Source organism: Sphingomonas yantingensis (assembly GCF_014199325.1).
GTDB classification, from domain to species: domain Bacteria; phylum Pseudomonadota; class Alphaproteobacteria; order Sphingomonadales; family Sphingomonadaceae; genus Sphingomonas; species Sphingomonas yantingensis.
The window spans coordinates 37,079-60,923 of sequence record NZ_JACIJJ010000004.1 but is presented as its reverse complement, the minus strand read 5'-3'; the positions used below and the strand labels follow the sequence as shown (position 1 = coordinate 60,923).

Sequence of the window (23,845 nt, the reverse complement as noted above, 5' to 3'; positions counted from 1 at the left end):
CCGCCGCGCGATCATGGCCGACCATGCCCGCTCCGACGATCCCTTCGTCCAGGCGCAGTTCGACCGGCTGAACGCGCTCGGCCCCGGTGCCGACACGCTGGGGCTGGAGCGGATCACGCGGTTGCTCGCACGTGTCGGCGATCCGCACCGCGCGCTGCCGCCGGTGTTCCATGTCGCGGGGACCAATGGGAAGGGCTCGACCTGCGCATTCCTGCGCGCGGGGCTGGAGGCGGCGGGTTATCGCGTCCACGCCTATACCAGCCCGCACCTCGTCCGCTTCAACGAGCGGATACGGGTGGCGGGAACGCTGATCGACGACCGGACATTGGCGACGCTGCTGGCCGAGGTGCTGGACGCGGGCGGCGACATCGGCGCGAGCTTCTTCGAGGTTACGACCGCCGCCGCCTTTCTCGCCTTTGCGCGTACGCCTGCCGATGCCTGCGTGATCGAGGTGGGGCTTGGCGGGCGGCTCGATGCGACCAACGTCATTCCGACCTCGCTGGTTGGCGGGATCGCGCGGCTGGGCATCGACCATCAGGCGTTCCTGGGTGATACGCTTGAGGCGATCGCTGGCGAGAAGGCGGGGATCGCGCGGGCGGGCGTGCCACTGGTGACGCTCGACCAGCCGGCGAGCTGTGCAGCGGTGATCGAGGAGGTGGCCGCCGCAACCGGCGCGACCCCTCAGCGGCGCGGCGCCGAGTGGCACTCGCGGACGGAAGGCGACACGATCCGGTTCGAGGATACGCGTGGGATCCTCGACCTGCCGCTGCCCGCGTTGCCCGGCGCGCATCAGCACGAGAATCTGGCGCTCGCCGCCGCGATGCTGCGGGCACAGGACCGGCTGCCCGTCGGCGATGATGCGATCTGTGCCGCCGCCCGCGCGCACTGGCCGGCACGGATGCAGCGGCTGCGCCCTGGGCCGCTCGCCGATCGCGTCCGTGGGAGCCTGCTGCTCGACGGGGCGCACAATCGCAACGCCGCCGACGCCGCCGCGGCGTATCTGGCGCAGCGGGCGGACAAGCCCGCGCTCATCCTCGGCGTGCTCGCCAACAAGGATGCGGGCGGCATCCTCGACGCGCTGGCGCCTTATGTCGGGCCGGTGCGGACGATACCCGTCCCCTCGCACCCCTTTCACGCGCCTGAGGACCTCGCCGCCCTCGCCGCCGCGCGCGGGTTGCAGGCCGAGCCGGCCGCCGACGTGCCCGCGGCGCTGGGCAGCCTATCCGGCTGGACCGGCGACGTGCTGATCCTTGGCTCGCTCTATCTTGCCGGCCGGGTGCTCGCGCTGAACGACGAGGCGCCGGACTGACGCTTTATTGATATTGACTATCAATAACGGACGCGTGACAAGGGTGGGGTCAGCGAAAGGACCCTGCCTTGACGCGCACGCTCGAAACCCTGTCGGCGCCCTTGCCGCATCTGCAACCCGCCGATCCCGCCGCCCGCCTGATCCTGTTCGGCATCCGCCAGATGGGCGCGCAGGGGCTGGACGAGGCGACGGCTGCCAATGCCTTCCTCACCGCGTTCGGCGTCGATTTTCGCCGGCCGCTGATGATGCTGCGCGTGCTAATGCATGAATTGTCGGTGGCGGCGGCGCGTCCGATTCCGATCGCGCCGTGGTGCTGCCCGCGCATGACCGCCGCCGAAGCCACGTTGGTCGAGGCGATGCGCGGTTTCAGCGAAAATCCCGACCGCTCGGCCTATCTTATCGCCGACCTAATCGGGGTGCGGCGCGCCGATGCCGCCGTGTGCGCGATGGCCGGCGTGGTGTCGGCATTCGGCGACCTCGGCCTGCCAATCAGACCCGACTGACCTCGACCTGCGCGCGGCTGCGCCACCATTCGGCGAGCACCAGCAGTACCGCGATCCCGCCGAGGCCGGCGGTCACGAAAAAGACGTTGGCATAGCCGTAAACGTCGATCGCCTCCCCCGTCGCCGCGCGGCCCAGCGCACCGACGAGGAACGTCATCGAGGACAGGAGTGCGTACTGTACCGCGCTGTATTCGCGCGCCGTGATCGAAGAGATGTAGGCGACGAACGCTGTCCCCGCGAGACCGCCGGCGATGTTCTCGCCGCTGATCGCGATGAGCAGGCGCATCAGCCGCGGATCGACCCCGATGCTGTCGAGCCCGAACAGCCGCGCGAACCCGTCGATCCCCGCCCCGCCCAGCGCCATGTCGGCATAGAGCAGGTTCGACAGCGCCGCGACGATGCCACCCACGACGAGTGTCGGCATCCGCCCCCATGCCGCCAGCAGGAACCCGCCCAGCGCGACGCCGCCGATCGTCATCCACACGCCGAACAGCTTCGACGCGAACGCCACCTCGTCGTTCGAATAGCCCAGGAAATCGAGATAGAAGGGAAAGGCAAACGGCGCCCAGATCGAATCGGCAATGCGATAGAGCAGTATGACGGCGAGGACGAGGATCGCGCCCCATTTCAGCCGGTCGACGATCTCGGCCAGCGGCAGGATCAGCGCGCGATAGCTGTGATCGGCTGCGGCGCGCAGTCCGCCCATCGGCTCGCCCCCGCCCGGATGCTGCGGCAGGCGGCGAGTCCAGCCGGCGACCAGCGCGGGGATGATGACGGTGGCGACGATGATCCACGGTCCGGTCATCCGCGTGAAGTCGCTGGCGGACGGCGCGGTGACGCCCGGCACCGGCGGTTGCAGCGCCGACACCATGAAGCTGCCGAGCGTAAAGATCGCCCAGGTCCAGCACACGGCGACGATGGCCAGCGCCGTCCGCCGCTGTGCGCGATCGGGCACCGCATGGCCCGCCAGCGGCTCGGCCGCGTCGGCGGCGTCGAGCTTCGCCTCGGGCAGGAAGATCGTCACCGCGACCGCGACCAGCATGACGAAGCCGAAGCCGACATAGACGCTCGGCCAGTCGAGCCGCGCCGCCAGCACCAGTGCCAAGGCGCCGCCCGCCAGCGCGGCGAAGCGATTGCCGAGCTGATAGACCGCCGACAGGAACTCGACCGTCGCGGTGTCGTCGGCGATCTCGATCCGCCAGGCGTCGATCACCACGTCCTGCGTCGCCGACAGGAACGCGGCGACCACCGCGATCCCCGCGAACGCGCCGATCGCGGAGAGCGGATCGGTGGCGGCAAGACCCCAGAGCGCGGCGGCGAGCAGCGCCTGACACAGCACCAGCCACGACCGCCGCCGCCCCAGCTCGCCGATGACCGGCAGACGCAGGCGGTCGACAACCGGCGACCACAGGAACTTGAACGCATAGGCAAGCCCGATCCACGACAAGACGCCGATCGTCGCCAGACTGACCTTCAATTCGCCCAGCCACGCGTTGAGCGTGCCGATGAGCAGCGTGAACGGCAGCCCGGACGCAAAGCCGAGGACAAGCATCGCCGATGTCTTGCGATTGGTCAGCGCCGCGCGGAACAGCGCGACCCCCTTGAGCTTCCTGTCCGTCACGCACCCACCCTATCGTTCGGTGGGCACCCTATCCTAACTTTCCGGCAAGCATAGCCCTGAAGGTCGCGGCTCAACCCGACAACAGCCCGTGCTTCCTCAGCGCGTGGCGCAACTGATCATAGGTCAGCCCCAGCGCCTCCGCCGTCGCACGCTGGTTGTAGCGATGCTCGGCCATCGCGCGACTCAGGAGGCGGCGTTCGTAGGTGGTGACGCGGGTGCGGAAATCACCCTCGATCGGCGGTTCGCTGGGCACGGCCACTACCGGCGTCGGCTCGCCCTCCGCCACCTCGGGCGCCGGGGTGAAGCCACCGCTCGATGCCGGGCGCCAGGGCGAATCGAACGGGTCGATCTGGATCATATCGACCGGCCCGTCGCGCTCCCATCGATAGACCGCGCGCTCGACCGCATTGCGAAGCTCGCGGACATTCCCCGGCCAGCGATGGTTCTCGAGCATCTCGATCGCCTCCGGCCCGAAGCCAGGCCAGCGATCGCGGCCCAGTTCGGCCGCCATCCGCCGCCCGAAATGATCGGCCAGCACCAGGATATCGCCGCTCCGCGCGCGCAGCGGCGGCAGAGTCACCACCTCGAAGCTCAGCCGATCGAGCAGGTCGGCGCGGAAGGTGCCCTTGAGCACGCGATCGGGCAGATGCTCGTTGGTCGCCGCGACGATGCGCACGTCCACGCGCAGCGGCCGCGACGAGCCGATGCGCGTGATCTCGCCATATTCGACCGCACGCAGCAGCCGGTCCTGCGCCGCCATCGACAGCGTGCCCAGCTCGTCGAGGAACAGCGTGCCGCCATCCGCCTCCTCGAACCGGCCCGCCCGCGCCTTCGACGCGCCGGTGAAGGCGCCCGCCTCGTGTCCGAACAGCTCCGCCTCGATCAGCGTCTCGGGCAATGCCGCGCAGTTCATAATGACCAGCGGCTGCGACCAGCGACCTGACAGGCGATGAAGCCGCTCGGCCACCAGTTCCTTACCCGTCCCCCGCTCGCCGATGACCAGCACGGGGCGATCGAGCGACGCCGCGCGGCTAGCGCGTTCGAGCGCGTCGAGAAAGGCGGTGGACTGGCCGATGACGGGGGCGACACGTTCCATGCACCGCTTGATGGTGGATTTTGCCAATGCTTGGCAACCGAAATCGCCGCGTCGATGAACCGAACGTCAGAAAAGCGAGGAAAATCGGCCTCCGAGCAAATTGGCACGGCCCCTGCAAAGCATCTTTCGACCACCGCAGAGTGGCAGGAAAAACAGCCAAGGTTCAGGGAGAACCACCAATGTTCGTAAAGGCCAGCCAGAATGTCCGCCACTCGATCGTCTCGATCCTCGGTGCCGCCGCCGCTTCGACGCTGGTCCTTGGGCTCGCCGCCGCCCCGGCCCGTGCCGCCGGTGATGACGCCCGCGAATGGACCGCCCGCGTGAGCGGCGACCTGCAGCAGCAGATCCGCGACATGCCGACGGTCCCCGCCGCGGTGCGGATGCAGAAGGCGGCGGTCGTCGCCGCGCACTTCGATCGCGATGGCGTGCTCTATGCCACCTCGCTCGACGTCGCGACCGGTAACCGCGTGCTCGACAACGAGGCGCTGCGCGCGGTCAACGCGATCGACTTCCCCGCGCTGCCGGCCGCGATGCGCGGCCGGGTGCGGGTGGTGCCGGTCGAGGTGTTCTTCGGCACGCCGAATGCCAACCGCTCGCGTCCGGCGATCCGCCGGACCGCGCTGGACCTGGCGGCGCGCATCCAGCAGTCTCACGCAGAGGTTCCCGCCGACCGGCCGCAAGGCTGATCGGCCACTGCCGGGGCGAGGCCCCCATCCTCGCCCCGGATTTTCAGAATTGCACGCAAGGAGTTCGTTCAAATGGGTATCTTCTCCCGCACCCGCGACATCATCGCCGCCAACGTCACCGACCTGCTCGACAAGGCCGAGGACCCCGCGAAGATGATCCGCATGATCATCCTCGAGATGGAGGAGACGCTGGTCGAGGTCCGTGCGTCCGCCGCGCGCACCATCGCCGACCAGAAGGAGATGCGCCGCCACATCGCCAAGCTCGACAAGCTTCAGGAAAGCTGGACGGAGAAGGCCGAGCTGGCGCTGTCGAAGGACCGTGAGGACCTGGCCAAGGCCGCTTTGGTCGAGCGCCAGAAGGCCGCCGACATGGCCGACCAGCTTCAGGCCGAGATCACCGTGCTAGACGACGCGCTCAGGGCGTCGGAGGCCGACATCGCCAAGCTCCAGAACAAGCTTCGCGAGGCGCGTGCCCGCCAGAACTCGATCGCGACCCGGCTCGAAAGCGCCGAGAACCGCTATCGCCTGCGCGAGATGTATGCCGGCGAGCGGGTGGCCGACGCATTCTCGCGCTTCGACACGCTGGAGCGCCGCGTGGACATGGCCGAGGGCCGCGCCGATGCCGCGGGCATGGGCGGTGCCAAGAGCCTCGAGGAGGAGATCGCCGAACTCAAGTCGTCCGAAAAGGTCGATGCCGAGCTCGCCGCGCTCAAGGCCCGCCTGAACAAGGAGGGCTGATCGATGGAAGACGTTTTCCTGCCGATCATGATCTGCGGCATCCTGTTCGTCGGCATGCCCTGGATCATCCTCCACTATCTCACGAAGTGGAAACAGGCGCCGACGATGACCGGCGAGGACGAGAAGCTGCTCGACGAGCTGCATCACCTCGCCCGCCGGCTGGACGAACGGCTCGAAACGATCGAGCGCATCGTCGCCGCCGACAATCCGGACTTCCGGCTCGAGGCCCCGCGAGTGCGCGAGGAGCTGCGGTCGTCCTACGAACCCCAGAGGAGGAACTGATGTCTGCCAGCCGCACCAAGCTCTATGTCGACAAGCAGAACGGCAAGTGGATGGGCGTCTGCGCCGGCATCGCGGACTATACCGGGGTTGACGTCATTTGGGTCCGGGTAGGCGCCGTGCTGCTCACCTGCCTTGGCGGGTTTCCCTGGACGCTGGTCGCCTATGGGATGATCGCCTGGATGGCTCCGGCCAAGCCCTATGGCCTGTACGAGAATGCCGAGGACGAGAAGTTCTGGCAGCGGGTCCGCTCGAACCCGAAGCGCTCGACCGCAGAGGTTCGCTCGAAGTTCCGCGACATCGACCGTCGCCTCGCTGAAATCGAGAGCTTCTATGTGGGCCGCAACAGCCGGCTCGCCGACGAAATCGACCGGCTGCGCTAAGGCGCGCCGGTCAACAAGGGAGAGTGACCATGAGTTGGGGTGGACCCGGTTTCGTCCTTGCGATTATCGGCCTTTCGATGGGCGCCTGGGTCGCGACGACATGGATGCGCGTCAAGCACGGCTATCCGATCACCGACGACAACGGCAAGACGATCCACAAAAGTGGCGGCCCCGATGCCGAGCGCAAGATCGAATTGCTGACGAGCGAGAACGAGCGGCTGGTCGGCCAGATCGGACGGCTGGAGGAGCGGATCGCGGTGCTTGAACGGATCGCCACCGATCCCGCCGAGCGTCTGAACCGCGACATCGACGCGCTGCGCTGAAGGGAGAGCGACCATGGACCCGGCCGACAACATCATCCTGCCCAACCTGCCCTGGATCATCGCCGGCGGCATGAGCATCGGCGCCCTGGGCCTGATCGCCTGGATGTTCACCACCTGGCTGCGCGTCAAGAACGGCTATCCGCTCGACGGCGCCTGGGGACAGGCGATCTATCCGAAGAAAAGCGACGAGGCGATGGAGCGCATCCGGCTGCTCAGCCAGGAGAATGCCCAGCTTCGCGCCGAGCTCGGCTCGATCAAGGATCGCCTCGCGAACGTCGAGCGGATCGTCACCGACAGCGCCCACAGCCTCGACCGCGAGATCGAGCAGCTGCGCGGCAGCCGCACCAACTGAGGACCAACGGCCATGAACACGACCGCAATCGCCTTTTTCATGATCGTTGTCGGCATCCCCGTCATCGCCGGGGTCGGCGGCGACATGTTCAAGCGCTGGCTACGCCACAAGGAGGCGATGACCACCGCGCTCAACGCCCAGACCGCGGAGAAGGCAGCGCAATATGCCGCGCAGGTCGAGCGGCTCGAACAGCGGGTGCGGGTGCTGGAGCGGATCGTCACCGACCAAGGCCTCGGCCTGTCCGAGGAAATCGAGCGGCTGCGCGACGCGCCGCTCAACTGAACCAGAACATAAGAGGGAGTGTAACCATGGATCCGTTTTCGATGGTCGTCGGGATCGTCGCGGTGGTCACGGTCGGCAAGATCGTGCGCGAAAAGGTCAAGACCCGCGAGAGCCAGCCCGCCGCCGATCACCCCGATGCGATCCGGATGCGCGAGGAAGTCCGGACGTTGAAGGAGCGTGTCGCCGTCCTCGAGCGCGTCGTCACCGACAGCGAGGACAGCGTCCGCCTCGACCGGGAAATCGCGCGGTTGCGCGATCCCCGCGACTGATGCCCCCCGTGTTCAACCTGGGAGAAGCAGCGATGCAGGACCCCCAATTCTATTTCGTGATGGCCGCCGCCGGCCTCGTCGCGCTCGGCATGGTCACCGCCGGTCTGCTCACCGCCTGGCGCGGCTGGCTGACCCTCAAGCAGCAGCAGATGGCGCTGGCGGGGCACCTGCCCGCCGACATGCCCGGCCCCTCGCCCACCCAGCGGATCGAGATCGCCGACCTTAAGGAGCGGATCAAGAAGCTCGAGGCGATCGCGGCGGGCGTGGATCTCTGATCGGAGCGGGCGGAGCGAGCGCTCCGCCCTCTCAGGCCGAAGCCTTCCGCCCGTACCGCCCCCAGGTGAAGCGCGACGACAAGGCGAAGTTCCAGACCGCGCCCACCACGATCCCCGCAATCGCCGATAGCGCCCAGTAACCTGCGCGAACGTCGTGCAGGAACGCCGCCACGCCCACATTGGCCGCCGCGCCGACCGAACAGACGACGCAGAACGACACCCACCCGTCGAACAGCGCCCTCGCCCCTTTGAGCCGTCGGTCGCGATAGGTGAGTGCGTTGTTGAGGAAGAAGTTGAACGTCATCGCGACAACCGTCGCGACGATCGTGCCCAGGATGAAGCTGGCTCCCAGACCGACATAGAGTGCCGACAGGATCGTCATGTGGACGCCGGCGCCGAGCGCGCCGATGGCGGAGAACATGGCAAAGCGCACGGGCACGATCTTGCCGAACATCCGGTCGTAGAGCGCAATCAGATACTCCATGGCGACCACATGGTCGAGCTTGCTCTCGCCTTCGGTCCGCGTGCGAAACACGTAGGGCAACTCCCTGAAATTGAGCGGCCGATCGCTCGCGGTCATGATGTCGAGCAGGATCTTGAAGCCGATCCCCGACAGCTTGGGCACCATCGTACGGAGCAGGTCCGAACGGATCATGAAGAAGCCGCTCATCGGATCGGACAGGTCGGCATTGAGCACCCGGCGCGACAACCGCGTCGCGAACTCGGACTTCGCCACGCGGTCGCGGTCCCAGTCGCCCGTCCCGCCGCCCTCGACGAAGCGCGAGCCGATGACGAGGTCGAGCGCCCGCTCGGCGTTCAGCGCGTCGGCCATCGCGGGCAGCAGCGCCTCGTCATGCTGCATGTCGCCGTCGATCACCGCGACCAGCGGCGCGGCGGTGGCGCACATCCCCTCGATGCAGGCAGTGGACAGACCCCGCCGGCCGATCCGCTGGATCACCCGGACCCTCGGGTCGACGCGACCGAGCTCGCGGGCGATACCAGCCGTCCCATCGGGGCTGTCGTCGTCGACGAAGATGACTTCCCAGGCGCGTCCCGCCAGCACCTGATCGAGCCGCGCGACCATCGTGGCGACGTTCTTCGCCTCATTGAACACGGGCACGACGACCGCGAGTTCGAGCATGTTCGTGTCAGAGCCCGGCGAGGATGCAGTCGGCCATCTGCCTCGTCGACAGCGACCCGCCCAGATCGCCGGTGCGCGCGCCGCCAGCGATCGCCGCAGCCACCGCCGCCTCGATCCGGCCGGCCGCCTCGCCCTCGTCCAGCGAATGGCGCAGTAGCATCGCCGCCGACAGGATCGCCGCGCACGGATTGGCCTTGCCCTGCCCGGCAATGTCGGGCGCGGAACCATGGATCGGCTCGTACAGCCCCTTGCCCGTGGCGCCGAGCGCGGCGGAGGGCAGCATCCCGATCGATCCCGCGCACATCGACGCCTGATCCGACAGGATGTCGCCGAACAGATTGCCGGTGACGATCACGTCGAACTGGCCCGGATCGCGCACCAGCTGCATCGCGGCATTGTCGACGTACATGTGGGTCAGCGCCACGTCGGGATAGTCCGCGGCCACCTCGATCACCACGTCGCGCCACAGCTGCGAGGTTTCGAGGACGTTGGCCTTGTCGACCGAGCACAGCCGCGACTGGCGCGTCCGTGCGGTCTCGAACCCGACGCGGGCGATGCGCGCAACCTCCGCCTCGTCATAGCGCATGAGGTCGCGGCCTTCGCGCAGCCCCTCGGCACTGGTGCCGCGCGACTTCAGCCCGAAATAGACGTCGCCGGTCAGCTCGCGCACGATAACGAGGTCGATCGCCGCGGCCACCTCGGGGCGGAGCGCCGAGGCGCCCTCCAGCCCCTTGAACAGCTTGGCGGGGCGCAGGTTGGCGAACAGGCCAAGTTCCTTGCGCAGGCCGAGAATAGCCTGCTCGGGCCGCAGCGCCCGCTCCAGCTTGTCGTAACGCGCATCGCCGACCGCGCCGAACAGGATCGCGTCGGCGCGCTGCGCCAGCGCGAGCGTCGCGGGCGGCAGCGGATGGCCCGCCGCGTCATAGGCCGCGCCGCCGACCGCCGCCTCCTCGAAGGTCAGGTCGAGGCCCGTCGCCTCGAGCACGCGGCGCGCCTCGGCGGCGACTTCGGGGCCGATGCCGTCCCCCGGCAACACGGCGATCAGATGCGGCATGAACCCTCCCTCGTAGCGGCCCGCCAATGCCCTAGCCGCTGGCGCGCTGCAACCGATCGATCAATCGTGCACGCGCCGCCAGCGTTTCCGCCGCGCGCCCGGTCAGGAGATCGCGTTCGAGGAAATGGCCGGTGATGGCGAACGCATCGAAGATCGCGGGCCAGTCGGGTGCCTCGCCCCCCTCGACCAGGAACCGCGGCAGCGGAAACAGCCGCGCCTCATACCCGTGCGCCGCACCGGCCGATACGGCGCTGCCGCTCTTCGGACTGACGAAGTCCAGGTCGTCGCGTGCCCCCGTCGACACGCACTGGTCGAGCGCGAGGCCGAAGCCCAGCTCAGCAAGCAGCAGCAATTCGTACCGCGCGACCAGCCCCGCCCAGGCGCGCGCGGCCGGTGCCGCCTCGACCGCGACGATCACCGCATCGAGCGCGGCGTGGAGGCGCGGATAGCCCTGCGCCTCAGGCAGCGTCGCGACGGTGAGCGCGGTCAGCCATTCGATCGCCGCGGCGGGCAGCGCCTCGGCGAACAGCGGCGCGCGGCTCTCGACCAGCTCGACTGTCAATGCCGCAAGCTGGCTCTCCGAGCGGGCGCGCCAGTCGCCTCGGACGAGGTTGCCCGGCTGGAGCACGGGCCGAAGCGCGCGTGACCGCCCGCCGCGGACATAGCCCGGCTGCACGCCGTCCTCGGGCGTCAGCGCGCGGACGACTGCCCCATGCTCGCCATGCGCCCGCACCGACAGGATGATCGCGGTGGCGGCGATGTGCATGGGTCAGGCGGCCGCCGGGAAGCGACCGGACGGCTCCCCTCCCTGAAAGGGAGAGGCTGAGGGTGGGTTGGCCGGTTGGTAAGTGCATCGATTCAAACTGGCCGACCCACCCCAACCCCTCCCAGTCAGGGAGGGGCACGAGGATGGCGCGACCCTCACCGCAACCCGAGCAGCTTGTGCGTCTGGAGCGACAGCCGCCATTTCGGTCGCGCCATCGCGAACGCCGTCGCCGCCTCCCAATTCGCCTGCCCCGCCGCGTCGTCGAGCGGCTGGACGAGGAAGTGGCGGAAGTCCCACGTCTCGATCGCCGCCACGTCGGTCCCCGCCTGCGGCCAGACGAGCTTCAGTTCGTCGCCGGTTCGCTGGACGACGTCGCTGCCCGCCTTGGGGCTGATGCAGACCCAGTCGATGCCGGGATGGACGGGCAGCGTCCCGTTGCTTTCGATCGCGATGATGAAGCCCGCATCGTGGAGCGCATGGACGATCGCATCGTCGACCTGGAGCATCGGCTCGCCCCCGGTCAGCACGACGAAGCGGCGTTCCGTGCCCTCTCCCCACGCCTTGACCACCGCCGCCGCCAGCGCCGCGGCATCGGCAAAACGCGCACCGCCGCCGCCGTCCATACCGACGAAATCGGTGTCGCAGAATTTGCAGATCGCGTTTCTCCGATCCTCCTCGCGGCCCGACCAAAGGTTGCAGCCGGCGAACCGCACGAACACCGCGCGTCGCCCGGCGTGGAACCCCTCGCCCTGCAGCGTCAGGAACAGTTCCTTGACCGCGTAGCTCATGGCCGGGTCGCGTAGACGGTGGGATCGGGCAGCCCGGCTTCCTCGAACCCCTTGGCGCGAAGCCGGCAGCTGTCGCACAGGCCGCAATGCTTGCCGCCGGGCGCGGGGTCGTAGCAGGACCAGCTCATGCCAGCGTCGAGGCCGAGGCGCGCCGCCTCCCGCGCGATATCCGCCTTAGTCATGTGCTGGAGCGGGGCGTGAATCTTGAACGGCTGTCCCTCGACCCCCGCCTTGGTCGCGAGTTCCGCCAGCCCCTCGAACGCGGCGACGAACTCGGGCCGGCAATCGGGATAGCCCGAATAATCGAGCGCATTGACGCCGATGAACAGGTCGCGCGCGCCCGCCGCCTCCGCCCAGCCCAAGGCGAGACTGAGGAAGATCGTGTTGCGTGCGGGCACATAAGTGACGGGAATATCGTCGCCGACGCCGCCCTTGGGCACGTCGATATCGGCGGTCAGCGCCGAGCCGCCGAACGCCGACAGGTCGAGCGGCAGGACGACGTGGCGCTCCGCCTCCAGCGCGCGGGCGATGCGGCGCGCGGCGGCCAGCTCGACCTGATGCCGCTGGTTATAGTCGACCGACAGCGCGAGAATGTCGAACCCGGCCTCTCGCGCATGGCCGGCCGCGACCATCGAATCGAGCCCCCCGGACACGAGGACAACGGCAAGCGGCGCGGCGGACATGGGGCGTTCTCAAGGACTGTGAATGGGGTGCGCGGCTCTTCTCGGCTTCGCGCACCCTCTCTTTGGGATCGCCGCCCCGCCGTGTCTAGTCCTCGCCGATCGCGCTGGTGGTCCGCGTGTCGCGCATGCGCAGATAGACGATCAGTGACAGGCCGATCATCGCGGTGACGTACCAGTAGAAGCCGCGCTCCCAGCCATTGTCCTTGAACGACAGCGCCACGAATTCCGCGGTCCCGCCGAAGATCGTGTTGGCGAGCGCATAGGGGAGCGCAACGCCGAGCGCGCGGACATGCGCGGGGAACAGTTCGGCCTTCACCACCGCATTGATCGAGGTGTAGCCGGTGACGATGATGAGCGCCGCCATGACCAGAGCGCCCGCAACCCATACGTCGCGCGTCTGCTCCAGCGCGGCGAAGATCGGATAGGTGAACAGCGTGCCCGCGATGCCGAAGCCGACCATCAGCGGCTTGCGCCCCACCCGGTCGGACAGCCCGCCCGCCAGCGGCTGGATGCACATGAAAACGAACAGCGTGACCGCGTTGATCTGGCTCGCCGCTTCCCGGCTGAAGCCGCTGGTGTTTACCAGGAACTTCTGCATGTAGATCGAATAGGCGTAGAAGGCGAGCGTGCCGCCCGCAGTCAGCAGCATGACGAGGCCGAACTCGCGCGGGTGGCGCTTGAGGAGCATCAGCGCGCCCGACTTCTCCGCGCCCTCGCGCTTCGCGTTCTTGTAGCTTTCAGTCTCGGCCAGCCCGCGGCGGATGCGGAACACTACTACCGCCAGCACCGCGCCGATCGCGAACGGGATTCGCCAGCCCCATGCCTCCAGCGCCTGAGCCGACATGGCGGACTGCAGGATCAGGAGCAGCGCGATCGCCAGCAACTGGCCCGAGATCAGCGTGACGTACTGGAAGGAGGAGAAGAACCCCCGCCGGTCGCGCCCCGCCATTTCCGACAGGTACGTCGCCGACGCACCATATTCGCCGCCCACCGACAGCCCCTGCATCAGCCGCGCGATCACCAGCAGTGCGGGCGCGACCAGCCCGATCGTCTCGTACCCCGGCGTCAAAGCGATGATGAGCGAGCCGGCGCACATCAGCGTCACCGACAACGTCAGCCCCGCCTTGCGCCCATGCCGGTCGGCATAGATGCCCATGATCCACGCGCCCACCGGCCGCATGACGAAGCCGACCGCGAACACGGCGGCGGCGCTGAGCAGCTGCGCGGTCTGGCTGCCCTTCGGAAAGAAGTGCGGCGCGAAATAGAGGGTGAAGGCGGAATAGACGTACCAGTCGAACCATTCGACCATGTTGCCCGTCGAGCCGCCGATGATCGATTTCAGGCGGTGACGGCGATCGTCGATGGCTTGGGTCATTTTGCTTCCTCCTCGTCGATCAACCTGCACCATCCCTCTTTCGTCACCCCGGACTTGATCCGGGGTCCCGCTTCTTCTTCGGTTGAAAGAAAGCGGGACCCCGGATCAAGTCCGGGGTGACGATGGATGGTTGCGGCTGGTCAGAAATCATCTGACCTAAAACCGGAAACTGACCCAGCCGGCAAGGAAGTCGGAACTGGCATAGCCCGCCTTGGTCAGCGACGGCCCTGCCGCCAGATGCTCGTACCTGCCCGTCACCGACAGGCGCGGGGTGATCGACCACACCGCCTGCAACCGCGCCACGTCGGCGATCTTGGCGTCCGCGACGTTCTGCGTGCCGGCAAAGGGCTGGCCGTTCGCGCGGTACACCGCGTCGCGCACGTTATCTCGCCAGGCAAGCTGATACTCGGCGGTCACGCGCAGTTTCTTCACCGGCGAGAAGGTGAAATTGGGCGCCAGCGCGATCAGGTTCGAGGGCGTCAGGAACAACGCATAGCTGTAATAGATGTTGTTCCCGAACGGCGCATAGGCGTTGCGCAGCTTGCCGTCGCCATACCCGCCGCCGCCGCTCGCATAATCGAAATGGACGCCGATGCGCGGCGAGGTCGCGCCTTTGCCGAGGCGATAGGTCTGCGCGATGAAAGCGTGCCAGGCGTCGATCTCCTGGTCGATATAGGTCCCCCATTGGTGGTTGACCGACCAGTCGATGTTGAACCGCCCTGCATCGCCCCACAGCCGCGCGCCGGCATAGAAGCGCTCCGCCGGGCCGATCCGCCCGCCCCACGCGCCGACGTCGTTGCGGCGGCGCCAGACGAAGGGGTCGAGATAGAGCGACGACTTGCCGAACCACGTCTTGGGCAGGACGAAGCCCATGGTGACGCCCGAAAAACGCCGCGCCGGATCAATCACGTCGTCGTCGGTGCCGAGATCGCCATATTGGGTGGGCTTCAGGTCGAACAGGTCGACGCGCACCTTGCTGCCCCTCGCCCACAGGCGAAGGCCGTTCAGCGTATAGCGGATCGTGTTGTTGTCGCGCTGCGACACGAGCAGGTTCGGCCCGTCGGTGAACTCCTGCCGGCCGTAACGCGCGCCCACGTCGATCCCGCCAACTTCCGCGGAAGCTTCGGCGAAATATTGCTGGAACACCACGTCGTTGCGCAGCGTCGCGGCGGGTACGCCGAGATTGCGGCCGGAGATGCCGCCATGCGCCACTTCGCCGAAGAAGCGCAGGTGCGGCCCGACATGCAGGTCGGCGCCGAGGAAGATGCGGTTGATGTCCTGCCGCTGCGCCTCCGCCTCGCGCAAATTGGGGTTGGTGGTCAGGTTGACGCGTGCGCGCAACTCGCCCGACAGGGTCAGGTACACATCGCCATCGTCGTCGATCGGCAGGAACTTCAGCCGGTCGATGAAGTCGTCGCGCTTGGCGGGATCGCGCATCACCCGCCAGTCCTCGGCCCAGCGCGACAGGTTGAAGCCGTTGGTGGTCGCGCCGTCACCGGCGGCCGCGTTGGGATAGCTGCTGACGGTCGGGTTGGCGGGATTGCGGGTCTGCCCGGCCTCACTCGGCGCGGTCTGGGCGATGGCGGGGGCGGCAGCCAGCGCAAGCGCGAGGGGGGCCGTGGCGCTCAGAAGCGCGCGGATCGGTCGGATCATGGCGGGCCTTCCTTATTCGGCCGGAACGGCGTTGGCGGGCAGCTCGTCCACCGGGCGTGCCCGGCCCGACAGCGCGGCGTTCAGCTGCTCGCGGTCGAGACGCCCCTCCCAGCGCGAGACGACGATCGTCGCCACCGCATTGCCGATGAAGTTGGTGAGGCTGCGGCATTCGGACATGAAGCGGTCGACGCCGAGGATTAGCGCCATGCCCGCAACCGGCACGGTCGGCACGATCGACAGCGTGGCGGCGAGCGTGATGAACCCCGCGCCGGTGACGCCCGCCGCGCCCTTCGACGACAGCATCGCCACGCCGAGCAACAGCAACTGCTGACCGAGCGTCAGGTCGACGCCCACCGCCTGCGCGATGAACAGCGCCGCCAGCGTCATGTAGATGTTCGTGCCGTCGAGGTTGAAGCTGTAACCCGTCGGCACGACGAGGCCCACAATCGACTTGGGGCACCCCGCCCGCTCCATCTTTTCGATAAGGCTGGGGAGCGCGCTCTCGGACGAAGAGGTGCCGAGGACAAGCAGCAGCTCGGCCTTGAGATAGGCGATCAGGCGGAAGATCGAGAAACCCGCCAGCCGCGACACCGCGCCCAGCACGACGACGACGAACAGCAGGCTGGTGAGATAGAAGGTGCCGACCAGCGCCGCGAGATTGGCGAGGCTACCGACGCCGTACTTGCCGATCGTGAACGCCATCGCGCCGAACGCGCCGATGGGCGCGGCCTTCATCAGGATCGCCACCACCTTGAAGACGGCGAGCGACAGGTCCTCCAGCGCGTTCGTGATCCGCTCCCCCCGCTCGCCGATCATGGCAAGGCCGATGCCGAACAGGATCGCGACGAACAGCGTCTGGAGGATGTTGCCCGCCGCCAGACCCGCGATGAAGCTGTCGGGGATGATGCCAAGGAGGAAGCCCGTCAGCGTCGTCTCGTGCGCCTTGGCCGCATAATCGGCCACCTTGCCGGCATCGAGGCTGGCGGGGTCGATGTTGAGGCCCGCCCCCGGCTGGACGACATTGGCGACAATCAGACCGACGATCAGCGCCAGCGTCGAGAAGAAGAGGAAATAGGCGAACGCCTTGCCCGCGACCCGGCCGACCGAGGCGAGGTCGCGCATGCCGGCGATGCCGGTGACGATCGTTAGGAAGATCACCGGCGCGATGATCATCTTCACGAGCTTGATGAACCCGTCGCCGATCGGCTTCATCGCCTCCCCCGTCTGGGGATAGAAATGCCCGAGCAGCACGCCCGCGGCGATCGCGGCCAGCACCTGGACATAGAGGTGGCGGTACCACGGCTTGGGGGCCGGGGGCGGCAGGACGCTGTCTTGGGCGATCATCGAACCTCTCCTTGCCGCTCTTCGGGCGGATCGTTGGAAGCGGACAGTCTGTCGCCGGACGCGGTGCGGCGGCGAACGAATAGTGCAACCCGGCGAAAAGCTGGGTTATTCAAGGATTGTTCCGTGATCGGTCCGACCGCAGCGTGTAGAATGCTGCATGCCGGTCCTGTCGATTGTGCAAAGATTTGCACAGCCGGCAGGCCGCGCTAGAACATCGCCATGACTCGCGCCGCTCGTTCGGGCCTCGGCTGGCTGATCGCCGTCGCGCTGGCGGCGACGCTTGCTGCGCTGGTCGCCGGCTGGGTGACGCGCGGGCGGGTCCGCGCGGGCCTTGCCGACACCGTCATGGCCGATGCGCGGCTGCGTGCCGCACTGCTCGACAGCGAGCTTGCCCGCTACCGGCTGATGCCGCTGGCGCTGGCCGACGATCGCGACGTGGTCGCGGCGCTTCAGGGCAAGGCCGGCGCAGTCCCCGTGCTCGATGCCAAGCTGGAGGCACTGGCAGCAAGTACCGGCGCTTCGGTCATCTACGTCGTCGATGGTCGCGGACGGGGTATCGCGGCCAGCAACTGGCGCACGCCGACCAGCTTCGTCGGCAATGACTATGCCTTTCGCCGCTATGTCCGCGAAGCGGTGGACAGGGGCAGCGCCGCGCAATTCGCCCGCGGCACCGTCAGTCGCCGCGCGGGCCTGTTCTTCTCGCGCCGCAGCGTCGCCGGCGGCGTCGTCGTCGTGAAGCTGGAGTTCGATCGCATCCAGGCCGACTGGGCGCGCGCCGGCGGCGAAACCTTCGTCGAGGATGCCGAGGGCGTCGTCCTGGTGTCCAGCCGCCCCGAATGGGTTTTTCGCCGCACCCGCGCGATCGACGCGCGGCATCTCGCCGAACTGCGCGCCGACGCCAGCCTGTCGGAAGCGGCGCTCCGCCCCCTGCCCGCGATGCGCGATCCCGTCGCCGCGCGCGTTCCCGCCGCGCAGCCGGGGTGGACGCTGACGCTGCGCCGCGCCGCCGCGCCGCTGGTCTGGCCGAGCGTTCGCATCGCCGCGATCGGCGCGGCGCTGGCGGTGATCGCCGCGGGTGCGCTCGCCTGGGGCCTCGCCCAGCGCGCCGCGCTCGCCCGCCGCCGCACCGCCGAGCTGGAAGCCGCCGTCGCGACCCGGACCGCCGCGCTCACCCGCGAGATGGAGGAACGCGCATCGAGCGAGGCGCGCGCCGCCGAACTGCGCGAGGGACTGCGCCAGGCCAACCGCCTCGCCACGCTGGGTCAGGTTACCGCCAGCGTCGCGCACGAGACCGCGCAGCCGGTGGCGGCGATCCGCACCTATGCGCAGACGAGCGCGATGCTGCTCGACCGCGGCGACGCAGATGCGGTGCGCGACAACCTCACGACGATTGCGCGCCTGTCCGACCGCATCGGCACCGTGACCGAACGGCTGCGCGGCTTCGCCCGCCGCCGCCCCGGTCCGCTGCGCCCCGTGCCGCTGGCCGAGGTGGTCGAGGGTGCGACACTGATCCTGCGCGAGCAGCTTCGCGCGGTCGCGTTCTTTGCGCCGGCGATCGACTCCGGCCTGCTAGTCATCGGCGGCCGCGTCCGCCTCGAGCAGGTGCTCGTCAACCTGATGCAGAACGCACTGGAGGCCTTGCGCGACCGCCCTGCCCCGCGATTGGCGCTCTCGCTGGATGCCGGTCCCGATCGTGTCGTCCTCACGGTCGAGGACAACGGTCCGGGCGTCCCGCCCGACGTTGCCGAACGCCTCTTCACCCCCTTCGTCACCAGCCGCGCGGAGGGGCTCGGCCTCGGCCTCGTCATCGCGCAGGATATCATGGTCGAGATGGGCGGCTCGCTCCGCCACATCGCGGGCGAGGCGGGCGCACGATTTGAAATCGAGATGGTGCGCGCATGACCGCGCCCGCCCCCGTCGCGCTGGTCGACGACGACGACGACCTGCGCACCGCGACCGCGCAATTGCTGACGCTGGCGGGGCACGAGGTTCGGCCCTTTCCCGCCGCCGAGCCCGCTCTCGCCGCACTGACCCGCGACTTTCCAGGCGTCGTCGTAACCGATATCCGCATGCCCGGCATGTCGGGGCTCGGGTTGTTCCGCACGCTGCATACGCGCGATGCCGAGCTGCCGGTGATCCTCGTCACCGGGCACGGCGACGTCGACATGGCGGTATCGGCGATCAAGGCGGGGGCGTGGGATTTCCTCGCCAAGCCGTTCGGGCCCGACGCACTGCTCGCCGCCGTCGCTCGGGCGGGCGCCACGCGCAGCCTCACGATCGAGAATCGCCGGCTGCGTGCGCTCGCCGAAGCATCGGCGGGCGAGGAACTGATCGGGCGCAGTCCGGCGATCGCGCGGCTGCGCGCCACGCTGCCGACGCTGGCCGATGCCGATCTCGACATCGTGATCGAGGGGGCGACGGGCACGGGCAAGCAACTGGTCGCCCGGCTGATCCACCGGGCGGGCAAGCGCGGGCGCCATCGCTTCGCGGTCGTCGATTGCGCGGCGATCGGCGGGATCGACCCGCTGTTCGAGGCGCGCGGCCCGATCGCCGGCGCCGACCGCGGCACGCTGTTCCTCGACAATCTCGACCGCGCGCCCCCCGCGCTCCAGCACCGCCTCGCCGAGTTCGCCGAGCGCCGTGCTGTTGCATTGGCGACGCGCGACCCGGTCGGGGTCGACGTTCGCATCGTCGCCGCGATCGACGAGGGGGCGCGGCTGCGGATCGAGCCGGCGCTCTATCACCGGCTCGCGGCCGTCACGCTTCGCCTGCCGCCGCTTTCCGAGCGAGCCGAGGACGTGCCCTTGCTGGCCGCGCATTTCCTCACGTCGATCGCCGCCGCCCGCCGACGCCCCCCTCCGCCGATGGCGAGCGCCGCCGCCATGCTCGCGCGGCGCGACTGGCCGGGGAACGTCCGCGAGCTCGAAATGGCGGCCGAGCGCTTTGTCCTCGGCCTCGACGATGCGGACGGGCCGGCGGCCGGCGACCTTCCGCTGCCCGACCGCGTGCGCGCGTTCGAACGGGCCGCGATCGAGGATGCGGTGCGGCGCGCAGGCGGCGAGGTCGCCGCTGCGACCCGGCTGCTCGGCATCCCGCGCGAAACCTTCTATTACCGAGTGAAGCGCCTCGGCATCGACCTCAAGGACCTGCGCGGCTAGGGTTGTCGGCGCGCGCCGCCGCGATCGCCTTGCGCAGCGTCGGCAGGTCGACCGCGCCGGGGATCAGATATCGCCCGACCAGCATCGCCGGCGTCCCGGTCAGGTCCATCGCCCGCGCATAGCCGCGAGTGCGCGCGATGACGCCCTCGATCTCGCCCGCATGGCGATTCTCGTCGGCCTTCAGCCGCTTCCAGTCGACGCCCGCGCGCGCCGCCGCCGCCCGGATCGCCGCCCCGTCGATCCGCCCCTGCGTCGCCATCAGCGCGTCGTTGAACGCCGCGTGCCGGCCCTGATAGTTCGCTGCGATCGCCGTGCGCGCCGCCTCGACCGATGGCGCGCCGAAGATCGGCCAATCGCGATAGACGATGCGCAGGCGCCGGTCCTCGCGCTTCAGTTGCTCGATCGCGGGATGGATGCGGCGGCAATAGGGGCATTGATAGTCTGAGAAGACGACCAGCGTGACGTCGGCCCCCTTCGGTGCCACGGCGGGGGCGACCGGATCGCCCGCGATCTCGCGCCGGACCGCCGCCGCCTCGCCGGCGCGGCGCGTGTCCCCCGCCTCCTCCAGCGACTGCGCCGCGAGCGGCAGCGCCGCTGCACCGAACAGAGCGACGGCGAGAAGGGCGGATTTCAAGGCTGGGCCACCATTGTCGTGAAAAGAAAGAAAGAAAGAAAGAAAGACCGCGAGCGCGAACGCCCGTCCGGCGGCCCATCGATCGGATCGCCAACGCCTTCGCCCGAACGACCGCCGCTGTCCAGCCTGGATGGGTCGCTGCCGGATACGCACGACGCCCACCGCCGGTTTGACGCGCGCCACTTTTGGTCTAAGGCCCGCCCCACGGTCGGGGAGTGGCGCAGCCCGGTAGCGCGCTTGCTTTGGGAGCAAGATGTCGCAGGTTCGAATCCTGTCTCCCCGACCAATAGATCAAGCACCTAGCCACAACGTATTTCACCCGGTTTACACCGCCGCGACTCCGGCGAGGGCTGGTGGCGATGAAGGGCTACGGTCTCCGTCATCCGCTTGAGCGCTGCTCCCCGGGGTCAGGGCTCATCGCCGTCTGGATACGCTGGCGAATGGGCAGCGTGGCCCCGCCGATCCTGCCGCACGATTTCGGCCCCGCGTTCTCGCTGTTTGCTTAAGCTGACATGCCGCTCAAAAAACGGCGTGGTCGCCGCGCTCGGCCGTCGCCTCGCCGCTGAGGAGCTGGGCGTAGTAATCGAAGAGGGTTTCGGTCCCGCTGGCGGGGGTGGCGTCCGTGTCGTACGATCCGGTTCGCGGATTTAGGACCAGCATGGACTCGGTCGCATAATAGCGGCCGATGCGAGCAAGCTCGGCCTTTGCCGCGAGCGGCGGCAATAGACGGCCCGACACGCTTAGCACCGTGATGATCGCGTCCAGCAACCATAGCGGCACCTGCCTGAAGCGCGGCTGGCGCCCGAGCAGGGCGAAGAGACGCTCGCCCTGGTCCCGGGGCGTGATCGCATCCCCCGGGCCGCCGATCGGAAGCACGCGATTGCGCCGGCTTTCATCTTCCAGGCAGTCGGCCAGATAGATTGCGAGATCGCGATCGCTGATGGGCTTGCACGCGGTCAGCGTGCCGTCGCCGAAAACGAGGAACGGCTTGCCGCGCCTGACCCGCTCCACCTGTCCCGAGAGCGACTTGAAGAACGCCGTGGGCCGGACGATCGTGTAATCGAGGCCGGACGCGACCAGCATGTCCTCGAACGCCAGTTTGGCCTGCTGAAAGGCCAGCACCGGCCTTTGCACGCAGATGGCGGAGAGCAGGACCATCTGCCTCACGCCGGCCGCGCGAGCGACCTGCAACGCGCCGACATGCGCGCGATAGTCGATCGCCCAAGCCTCTTCCGGCGAGCCGGTGCGCGAGGCGAGGCACGAGACCAGGGCGTCGAAATGCTCACCTCGGATCCCGTCGTTCGAGAGCGACGACGGATCGGTAACATCGCCGACCCGGATCGTCGCACCCGACAATTGCTCGGCGTCGCTATCGCCGCCGCGTTGCCTGACGAAGCAGACGACCTCGTGCCCGCGCGACACGAGTTCGCGCACCGTCGCGCGACCGATCGTCCCGGTGCCGCCAAGTACGAGGATGCGCGCCGAAGCCATAGGTGCGTCCTCCGACGAGTTTCGGGCGCGGTAGCGGCCGGGATCGTCGCGCCCGCCGATCCGCATACCCTCGATAGCAATTTGCGGCGTCGTGTCGACGCCCTGATCCCCCTCGCCGGCGCGCGAACGCAGGCTGTCGTCGTCGGATGCCATTCGCCGAACCTCGGCCTTGCGGGCGACGCTTTCACGACGAAGTCTGCGTATCCTCCTCCTTTCGCTTCCACTCCGCGGTCCGCAGGACGACATACTCCCGAAGCAGTTGCACGCGGCGGGGACGAAAGCTGTGTCCGCCCCGTTCCAGCGCTTCGATCCGCGCCACCTCGAACGTGCGATGGGCCTCGCGGAGCAAACACCATGCGACCAGCATCAGCGTCGTCGGGCTATAGGACATGCCGAGCGGCAGGATCTCGCGTTCAGTCCGTCGCCCCTGAGCGTCGCGATAGGCAATGCGGACGCTGAACTCGTCCCAACAGGCTTCGCGCAGCAGATCGAGGTCGATGGTGACGGCGGTGCGCGGCGCCGACGGGCGCCAGGATCGCATCGTGGCGTGGGCTGCCTGCCGCGCTTGCCGGTCGGGCAAGGTCGCGACGATCCGCGCCAGCGCATTGCGGCCCGCCCTCGTCAACGTATCGTCGCCGAGATCGCCGAGGCTCGCGACCCCGAGCATCAGCGCTTCGATCTCGAGGCGCGAGAAGCTCTGCGGCGGAAGCGCCGGGTCTTCGGTCAGCGTGTAGCCATAGCCCGCCGTTCCATCGATCAGTACCCCACCGGCACGCAGCGTGGCAATGTCGCGGTAGAGCTGCCGCGTCGAGATTTCGGTTTCCGTGGCGAGGCGCGTCGCCGTCACCGGCTTTGGAAGCCGTCGCAACGCGTCGAGCAACCGCATCAGGCGATCGGATCGTGCCATTCCTACTGCCCGAAAATGTCAGGAGCACCTTCGTAGGGTGACGGCGTCATTCAACGCAAGGAGCAATCCGATGCGCACCCTCTATTACTCGCCCAATTCGCGGTCCGACACGGTCGTCGCGCTCGTGCGGATGCTCGGCGCCGATATCGACATGCGGGAGGTGACCATCGCGCGACAGGACGGATCGGGCGGCCGCGATCCCGCCAATCCGCACCCGGAGGGCAAGGTGCCCTATCTGATTGATGGCGACGATTCGGTGCGCGAGCGCGGGGCGATCATGCTCTACCTGACCGACGCCTATCCCGATGCCGGGCTCGGGCCGCTGCCCGGCGAGGCGGGGCGCGGCGCCTATCTGTCGTGGCTATTCTACTATCAGGGCGTCATCGAACCGCTGCTGATCCTGAAATGGGCGAACGTCGGCCATCCCGCGATCACCGCGGGCCTGCGCGATTTCGACACGATGATCGAGCGACTGGCCGAGCCGCTCCGCAAGGGGCCGTGGCTGCTCGGCGAGCGTTTCTCCGCTGCCGACATGCTGTGCAGTTCGCCGTTCTTCTGGTTCGCCGACATGATGCCCGCCGATCCGGCAATCCCCGACTGGGTGGCGCGGTGCGCCGAACGGATGGGCAACGGGAAGTAGGACGAGGTCGGCCTAAAGTTACGGGACGGCGCTGGCCTGGATCCGCCTTCGATCGGCGGTTGGAACATACCGCCGATCGATCAGCCGCCGCTTGC

Annotated in this window: 27 protein-coding genes and 1 tRNA gene; 15 read left to right on the top strand and 13 right to left on the bottom strand. The window is 68.5% G+C overall.

The window, feature by feature from the left end; translation table 11 throughout:
• Positions 1-13 precede the first annotated feature (13 nt).
• Together FHR19_RS12975 and FHR19_RS12970 are read left to right on the top strand one after the other, a co-directional pair.
• Positions 14-1,309 (top strand): bifunctional folylpolyglutamate synthase/dihydrofolate synthase, encoded by a 1,296-nt coding sequence (locus FHR19_RS12975; protein WP_184029136.1) that lies wholly within the window; start codon positions 14-16, stop codon positions 1,307-1,309.
• A gap of 68 nt (positions 1,310-1,377) precedes the next feature.
• A complete protein-coding gene (locus FHR19_RS12970; RefSeq protein WP_184029134.1) occupies positions 1,378-1,812 on the top strand; it encodes a DUF6628 family protein in 435 nt (144 codons plus the stop codon).
• Here FHR19_RS12970 and FHR19_RS12965 read toward each other — a convergent pair.
• Positions 1,799-3,433, bottom strand: a complete 1,635-nt coding sequence (locus FHR19_RS12965; RefSeq protein WP_343053267.1) for an AmpG family muropeptide MFS transporter — start codon at positions 3,431-3,433, stop codon at positions 1,799-1,801. The two genes, FHR19_RS12970 and FHR19_RS12965, sit on opposite strands and share 14 nt — an antisense overlap.
• A 70-nt stretch (positions 3,434-3,503) precedes the next feature.
• Positions 3,504-4,529 (bottom strand): phage shock protein operon transcriptional activator, encoded by a 1,026-nt coding sequence (pspF, locus tag FHR19_RS12960; RefSeq protein ID WP_184029131.1) that lies wholly within the window; start codon positions 4,527-4,529, stop codon positions 3,504-3,506.
• 179 nt (positions 4,530-4,708) lie between these two features.
• Here pspF and FHR19_RS12955 point away from each other — a divergent pair, with 179 nt between their 5' ends.
• The 9 genes from FHR19_RS12955 (at position 4,709) to FHR19_RS12915 (ending at position 8,116) form a co-directional block, all read left to right on the top strand.
• Complete coding sequence (locus FHR19_RS12955) at positions 4,709-5,215, top strand: TonB C-terminal domain-containing protein (RefSeq protein WP_184029129.1); 507 nt, start codon at positions 4,709-4,711, stop codon at positions 5,213-5,215.
• 72 nt (positions 5,216-5,287) lie between these two features.
• A complete protein-coding gene (gene pspA, locus FHR19_RS12950) occupies positions 5,288-5,953 on the top strand; it encodes a phage shock protein PspA (protein WP_184029127.1) in 666 nt (221 codons plus the stop codon).
• A 3-nt stretch (positions 5,954-5,956) separates the two neighbouring features.
• Positions 5,957-6,235: an envelope stress response membrane protein PspB gene (gene pspB, locus FHR19_RS12945; protein WP_184029125.1), complete on the top strand. Its 279-nt coding sequence runs from the start codon at positions 5,957-5,959 to the stop codon at positions 6,233-6,235.
• A complete protein-coding gene (gene pspC / locus FHR19_RS12940) occupies positions 6,235-6,615 on the top strand; it encodes an envelope stress response membrane protein PspC (RefSeq protein ID WP_184029123.1) in 381 nt (126 codons plus the stop codon). The genes pspB and pspC overlap by 1 nt, the downstream gene beginning before the upstream one ends.
• Positions 6,616-6,644: 29 nt before the next feature.
• Positions 6,645-6,938 carry a hypothetical protein gene (locus tag FHR19_RS12935; protein WP_184029120.1) on the top strand — a complete coding sequence of 98 codons (294 nt, stop codon included), beginning with the start codon at positions 6,645-6,647 and terminating at the stop codon, positions 6,936-6,938.
• Between the two features lie 70 nt (positions 6,939-7,008).
• Positions 7,009-7,290 carry a hypothetical protein gene (locus FHR19_RS12930; protein WP_425505975.1) on the top strand — a complete coding sequence of 94 codons (282 nt, stop codon included), beginning with the start codon at positions 7,009-7,011 and terminating at the stop codon, positions 7,288-7,290.
• A 12-nt stretch (positions 7,291-7,302) separates the two neighbouring features.
• Positions 7,303-7,572, top strand: a complete 270-nt coding sequence (locus FHR19_RS12925; RefSeq protein WP_184029114.1) for a hypothetical protein — start codon at positions 7,303-7,305, stop codon at positions 7,570-7,572.
• Positions 7,573-7,598: 26 nt separating this feature from the next.
• Positions 7,599-7,841 carry a hypothetical protein gene (locus FHR19_RS12920; RefSeq protein WP_184029111.1) on the top strand — a complete coding sequence of 81 codons (243 nt, stop codon included), beginning with the start codon at positions 7,599-7,601 and terminating at the stop codon, positions 7,839-7,841.
• A 32-nt stretch (positions 7,842-7,873) separates the two neighbouring features.
• The gene (locus FHR19_RS12915) at positions 7,874-8,116 is read left to right on the top strand and encodes a hypothetical protein (RefSeq protein ID WP_184030110.1); all 243 of its coding nucleotides are present in this window, start codon (positions 7,874-7,876) and stop codon (positions 8,114-8,116) included.
• Between the two features lie 31 nt (positions 8,117-8,147).
• On the opposite strand, the gene FHR19_RS12910 is transcribed toward FHR19_RS12915, so the two are convergent.
• The 8 genes from FHR19_RS12910 to FHR19_RS12875 all read right to left on the bottom strand — a co-directional run bounded on the left by FHR19_RS12910 (position 8,148) and on the right by FHR19_RS12875 (position 16,920).
• Positions 8,148-9,257: a glycosyltransferase family 2 protein gene (locus tag FHR19_RS12910; RefSeq protein ID WP_184029108.1), complete on the bottom strand. Its 1,110-nt coding sequence runs from the start codon at positions 9,255-9,257 to the stop codon at positions 8,148-8,150.
• A gap of 7 nt (positions 9,258-9,264) precedes the next feature.
• The gene (leuB, locus tag FHR19_RS12905) at positions 9,265-10,311 is read right to left on the bottom strand and encodes a 3-isopropylmalate dehydrogenase (RefSeq protein WP_184029105.1); all 1,047 of its coding nucleotides are present in this window, start codon (positions 10,309-10,311) and stop codon (positions 9,265-9,267) included.
• Positions 10,312-10,342: 31 nt separating this feature from the next.
• Positions 10,343-11,077, bottom strand: coding sequence for a DNA repair protein RecO (gene recO / locus FHR19_RS12900; RefSeq protein ID WP_184029103.1), 735 nt, complete (start codon positions 11,075-11,077; stop codon positions 10,343-10,345).
• A gap of 155 nt (positions 11,078-11,232) precedes the next feature.
• Entirely contained in the window at positions 11,233-11,865 is a 633-nt protein-coding gene (gene queE / locus FHR19_RS12895) for a 7-carboxy-7-deazaguanine synthase (protein WP_184029101.1), read from the bottom strand.
• Positions 11,862-12,548, bottom strand: coding sequence for a 7-cyano-7-deazaguanine synthase QueC (gene queC / locus FHR19_RS12890; protein WP_184029099.1), 687 nt, complete (start codon positions 12,546-12,548; stop codon positions 11,862-11,864). The genes queE and queC overlap by 4 nt, the downstream gene beginning before the upstream one ends.
• A gap of 85 nt (positions 12,549-12,633) precedes the next feature.
• Positions 12,634-13,923: an MFS transporter gene (locus FHR19_RS12885; protein WP_221228535.1), complete on the bottom strand. Its 1,290-nt coding sequence runs from the start codon at positions 13,921-13,923 to the stop codon at positions 12,634-12,636.
• 156 nt (positions 13,924-14,079) lie between these two features.
• Positions 14,080-15,576, bottom strand: a complete 1,497-nt coding sequence (locus tag FHR19_RS12880; protein ID WP_184029095.1) for an alginate export family protein — start codon at positions 15,574-15,576, stop codon at positions 14,080-14,082.
• A 12-nt stretch (positions 15,577-15,588) separates the two neighbouring features.
• Complete coding sequence (locus tag FHR19_RS12875; RefSeq protein WP_184029093.1) at positions 15,589-16,920, bottom strand: dicarboxylate/amino acid:cation symporter; 1,332 nt, start codon at positions 16,918-16,920, stop codon at positions 15,589-15,591.
• A gap of 219 nt (positions 16,921-17,139) precedes the next feature.
• Between FHR19_RS12875 and FHR19_RS12870 the strand changes: the two genes are divergently transcribed.
• Positions 17,140-18,822, top strand: a complete 1,683-nt coding sequence (locus FHR19_RS12870; RefSeq protein WP_184029091.1) for a sensor histidine kinase — start codon at positions 17,140-17,142, stop codon at positions 18,820-18,822.
• A complete protein-coding gene (locus tag FHR19_RS12865; RefSeq protein ID WP_184029089.1) occupies positions 18,819-20,078 on the top strand; it encodes a sigma-54-dependent transcriptional regulator in 1,260 nt (419 codons plus the stop codon). The genes FHR19_RS12870 and FHR19_RS12865 overlap by 4 nt, the downstream gene beginning before the upstream one ends.
• Here FHR19_RS12865 and FHR19_RS12860 read toward each other — a convergent pair.
• On the bottom strand, positions 20,059-20,712 hold the full coding sequence (locus FHR19_RS12860) for a DsbA family protein (protein WP_184029087.1): 654 nt from the start codon (positions 20,710-20,712) through the stop codon (positions 20,059-20,061). The two genes, FHR19_RS12865 and FHR19_RS12860, sit on opposite strands and share 20 nt — an antisense overlap.
• A gap of 209 nt (positions 20,713-20,921) precedes the next feature.
• On the opposite strand from FHR19_RS12860, the gene FHR19_RS12855 reads away from it, so the two are divergent.
• Positions 20,922-20,998: transfer RNA gene (locus FHR19_RS12855), tRNA-Pro, on the top strand.
• Between the two features lie 233 nt (positions 20,999-21,231).
• On the opposite strand, the gene FHR19_RS12850 is transcribed toward FHR19_RS12855, so the two are convergent.
• Positions 21,232-22,356: an NAD(P)H-binding protein gene (locus FHR19_RS12850; RefSeq protein WP_246359520.1), complete on the bottom strand. Its 1,125-nt coding sequence runs from the start codon at positions 22,354-22,356 to the stop codon at positions 21,232-21,234.
• Positions 22,357-22,387: 31 nt separating this feature from the next.
• Positions 22,388-23,089: a helix-turn-helix transcriptional regulator gene (locus FHR19_RS12845; protein WP_221228534.1), complete on the bottom strand. Its 702-nt coding sequence runs from the start codon at positions 23,087-23,089 to the stop codon at positions 22,388-22,390.
• A 91-nt stretch (positions 23,090-23,180) separates the two neighbouring features.
• Here FHR19_RS12845 and FHR19_RS12840 point away from each other — a divergent pair, with 91 nt between their 5' ends.
• Positions 23,181-23,750: a glutathione S-transferase family protein gene (locus FHR19_RS12840; RefSeq protein ID WP_184029082.1), complete on the top strand. Its 570-nt coding sequence runs from the start codon at positions 23,181-23,183 to the stop codon at positions 23,748-23,750.
• The last annotated feature ends 95 nt before the right edge of the window (positions 23,751-23,845 follow it).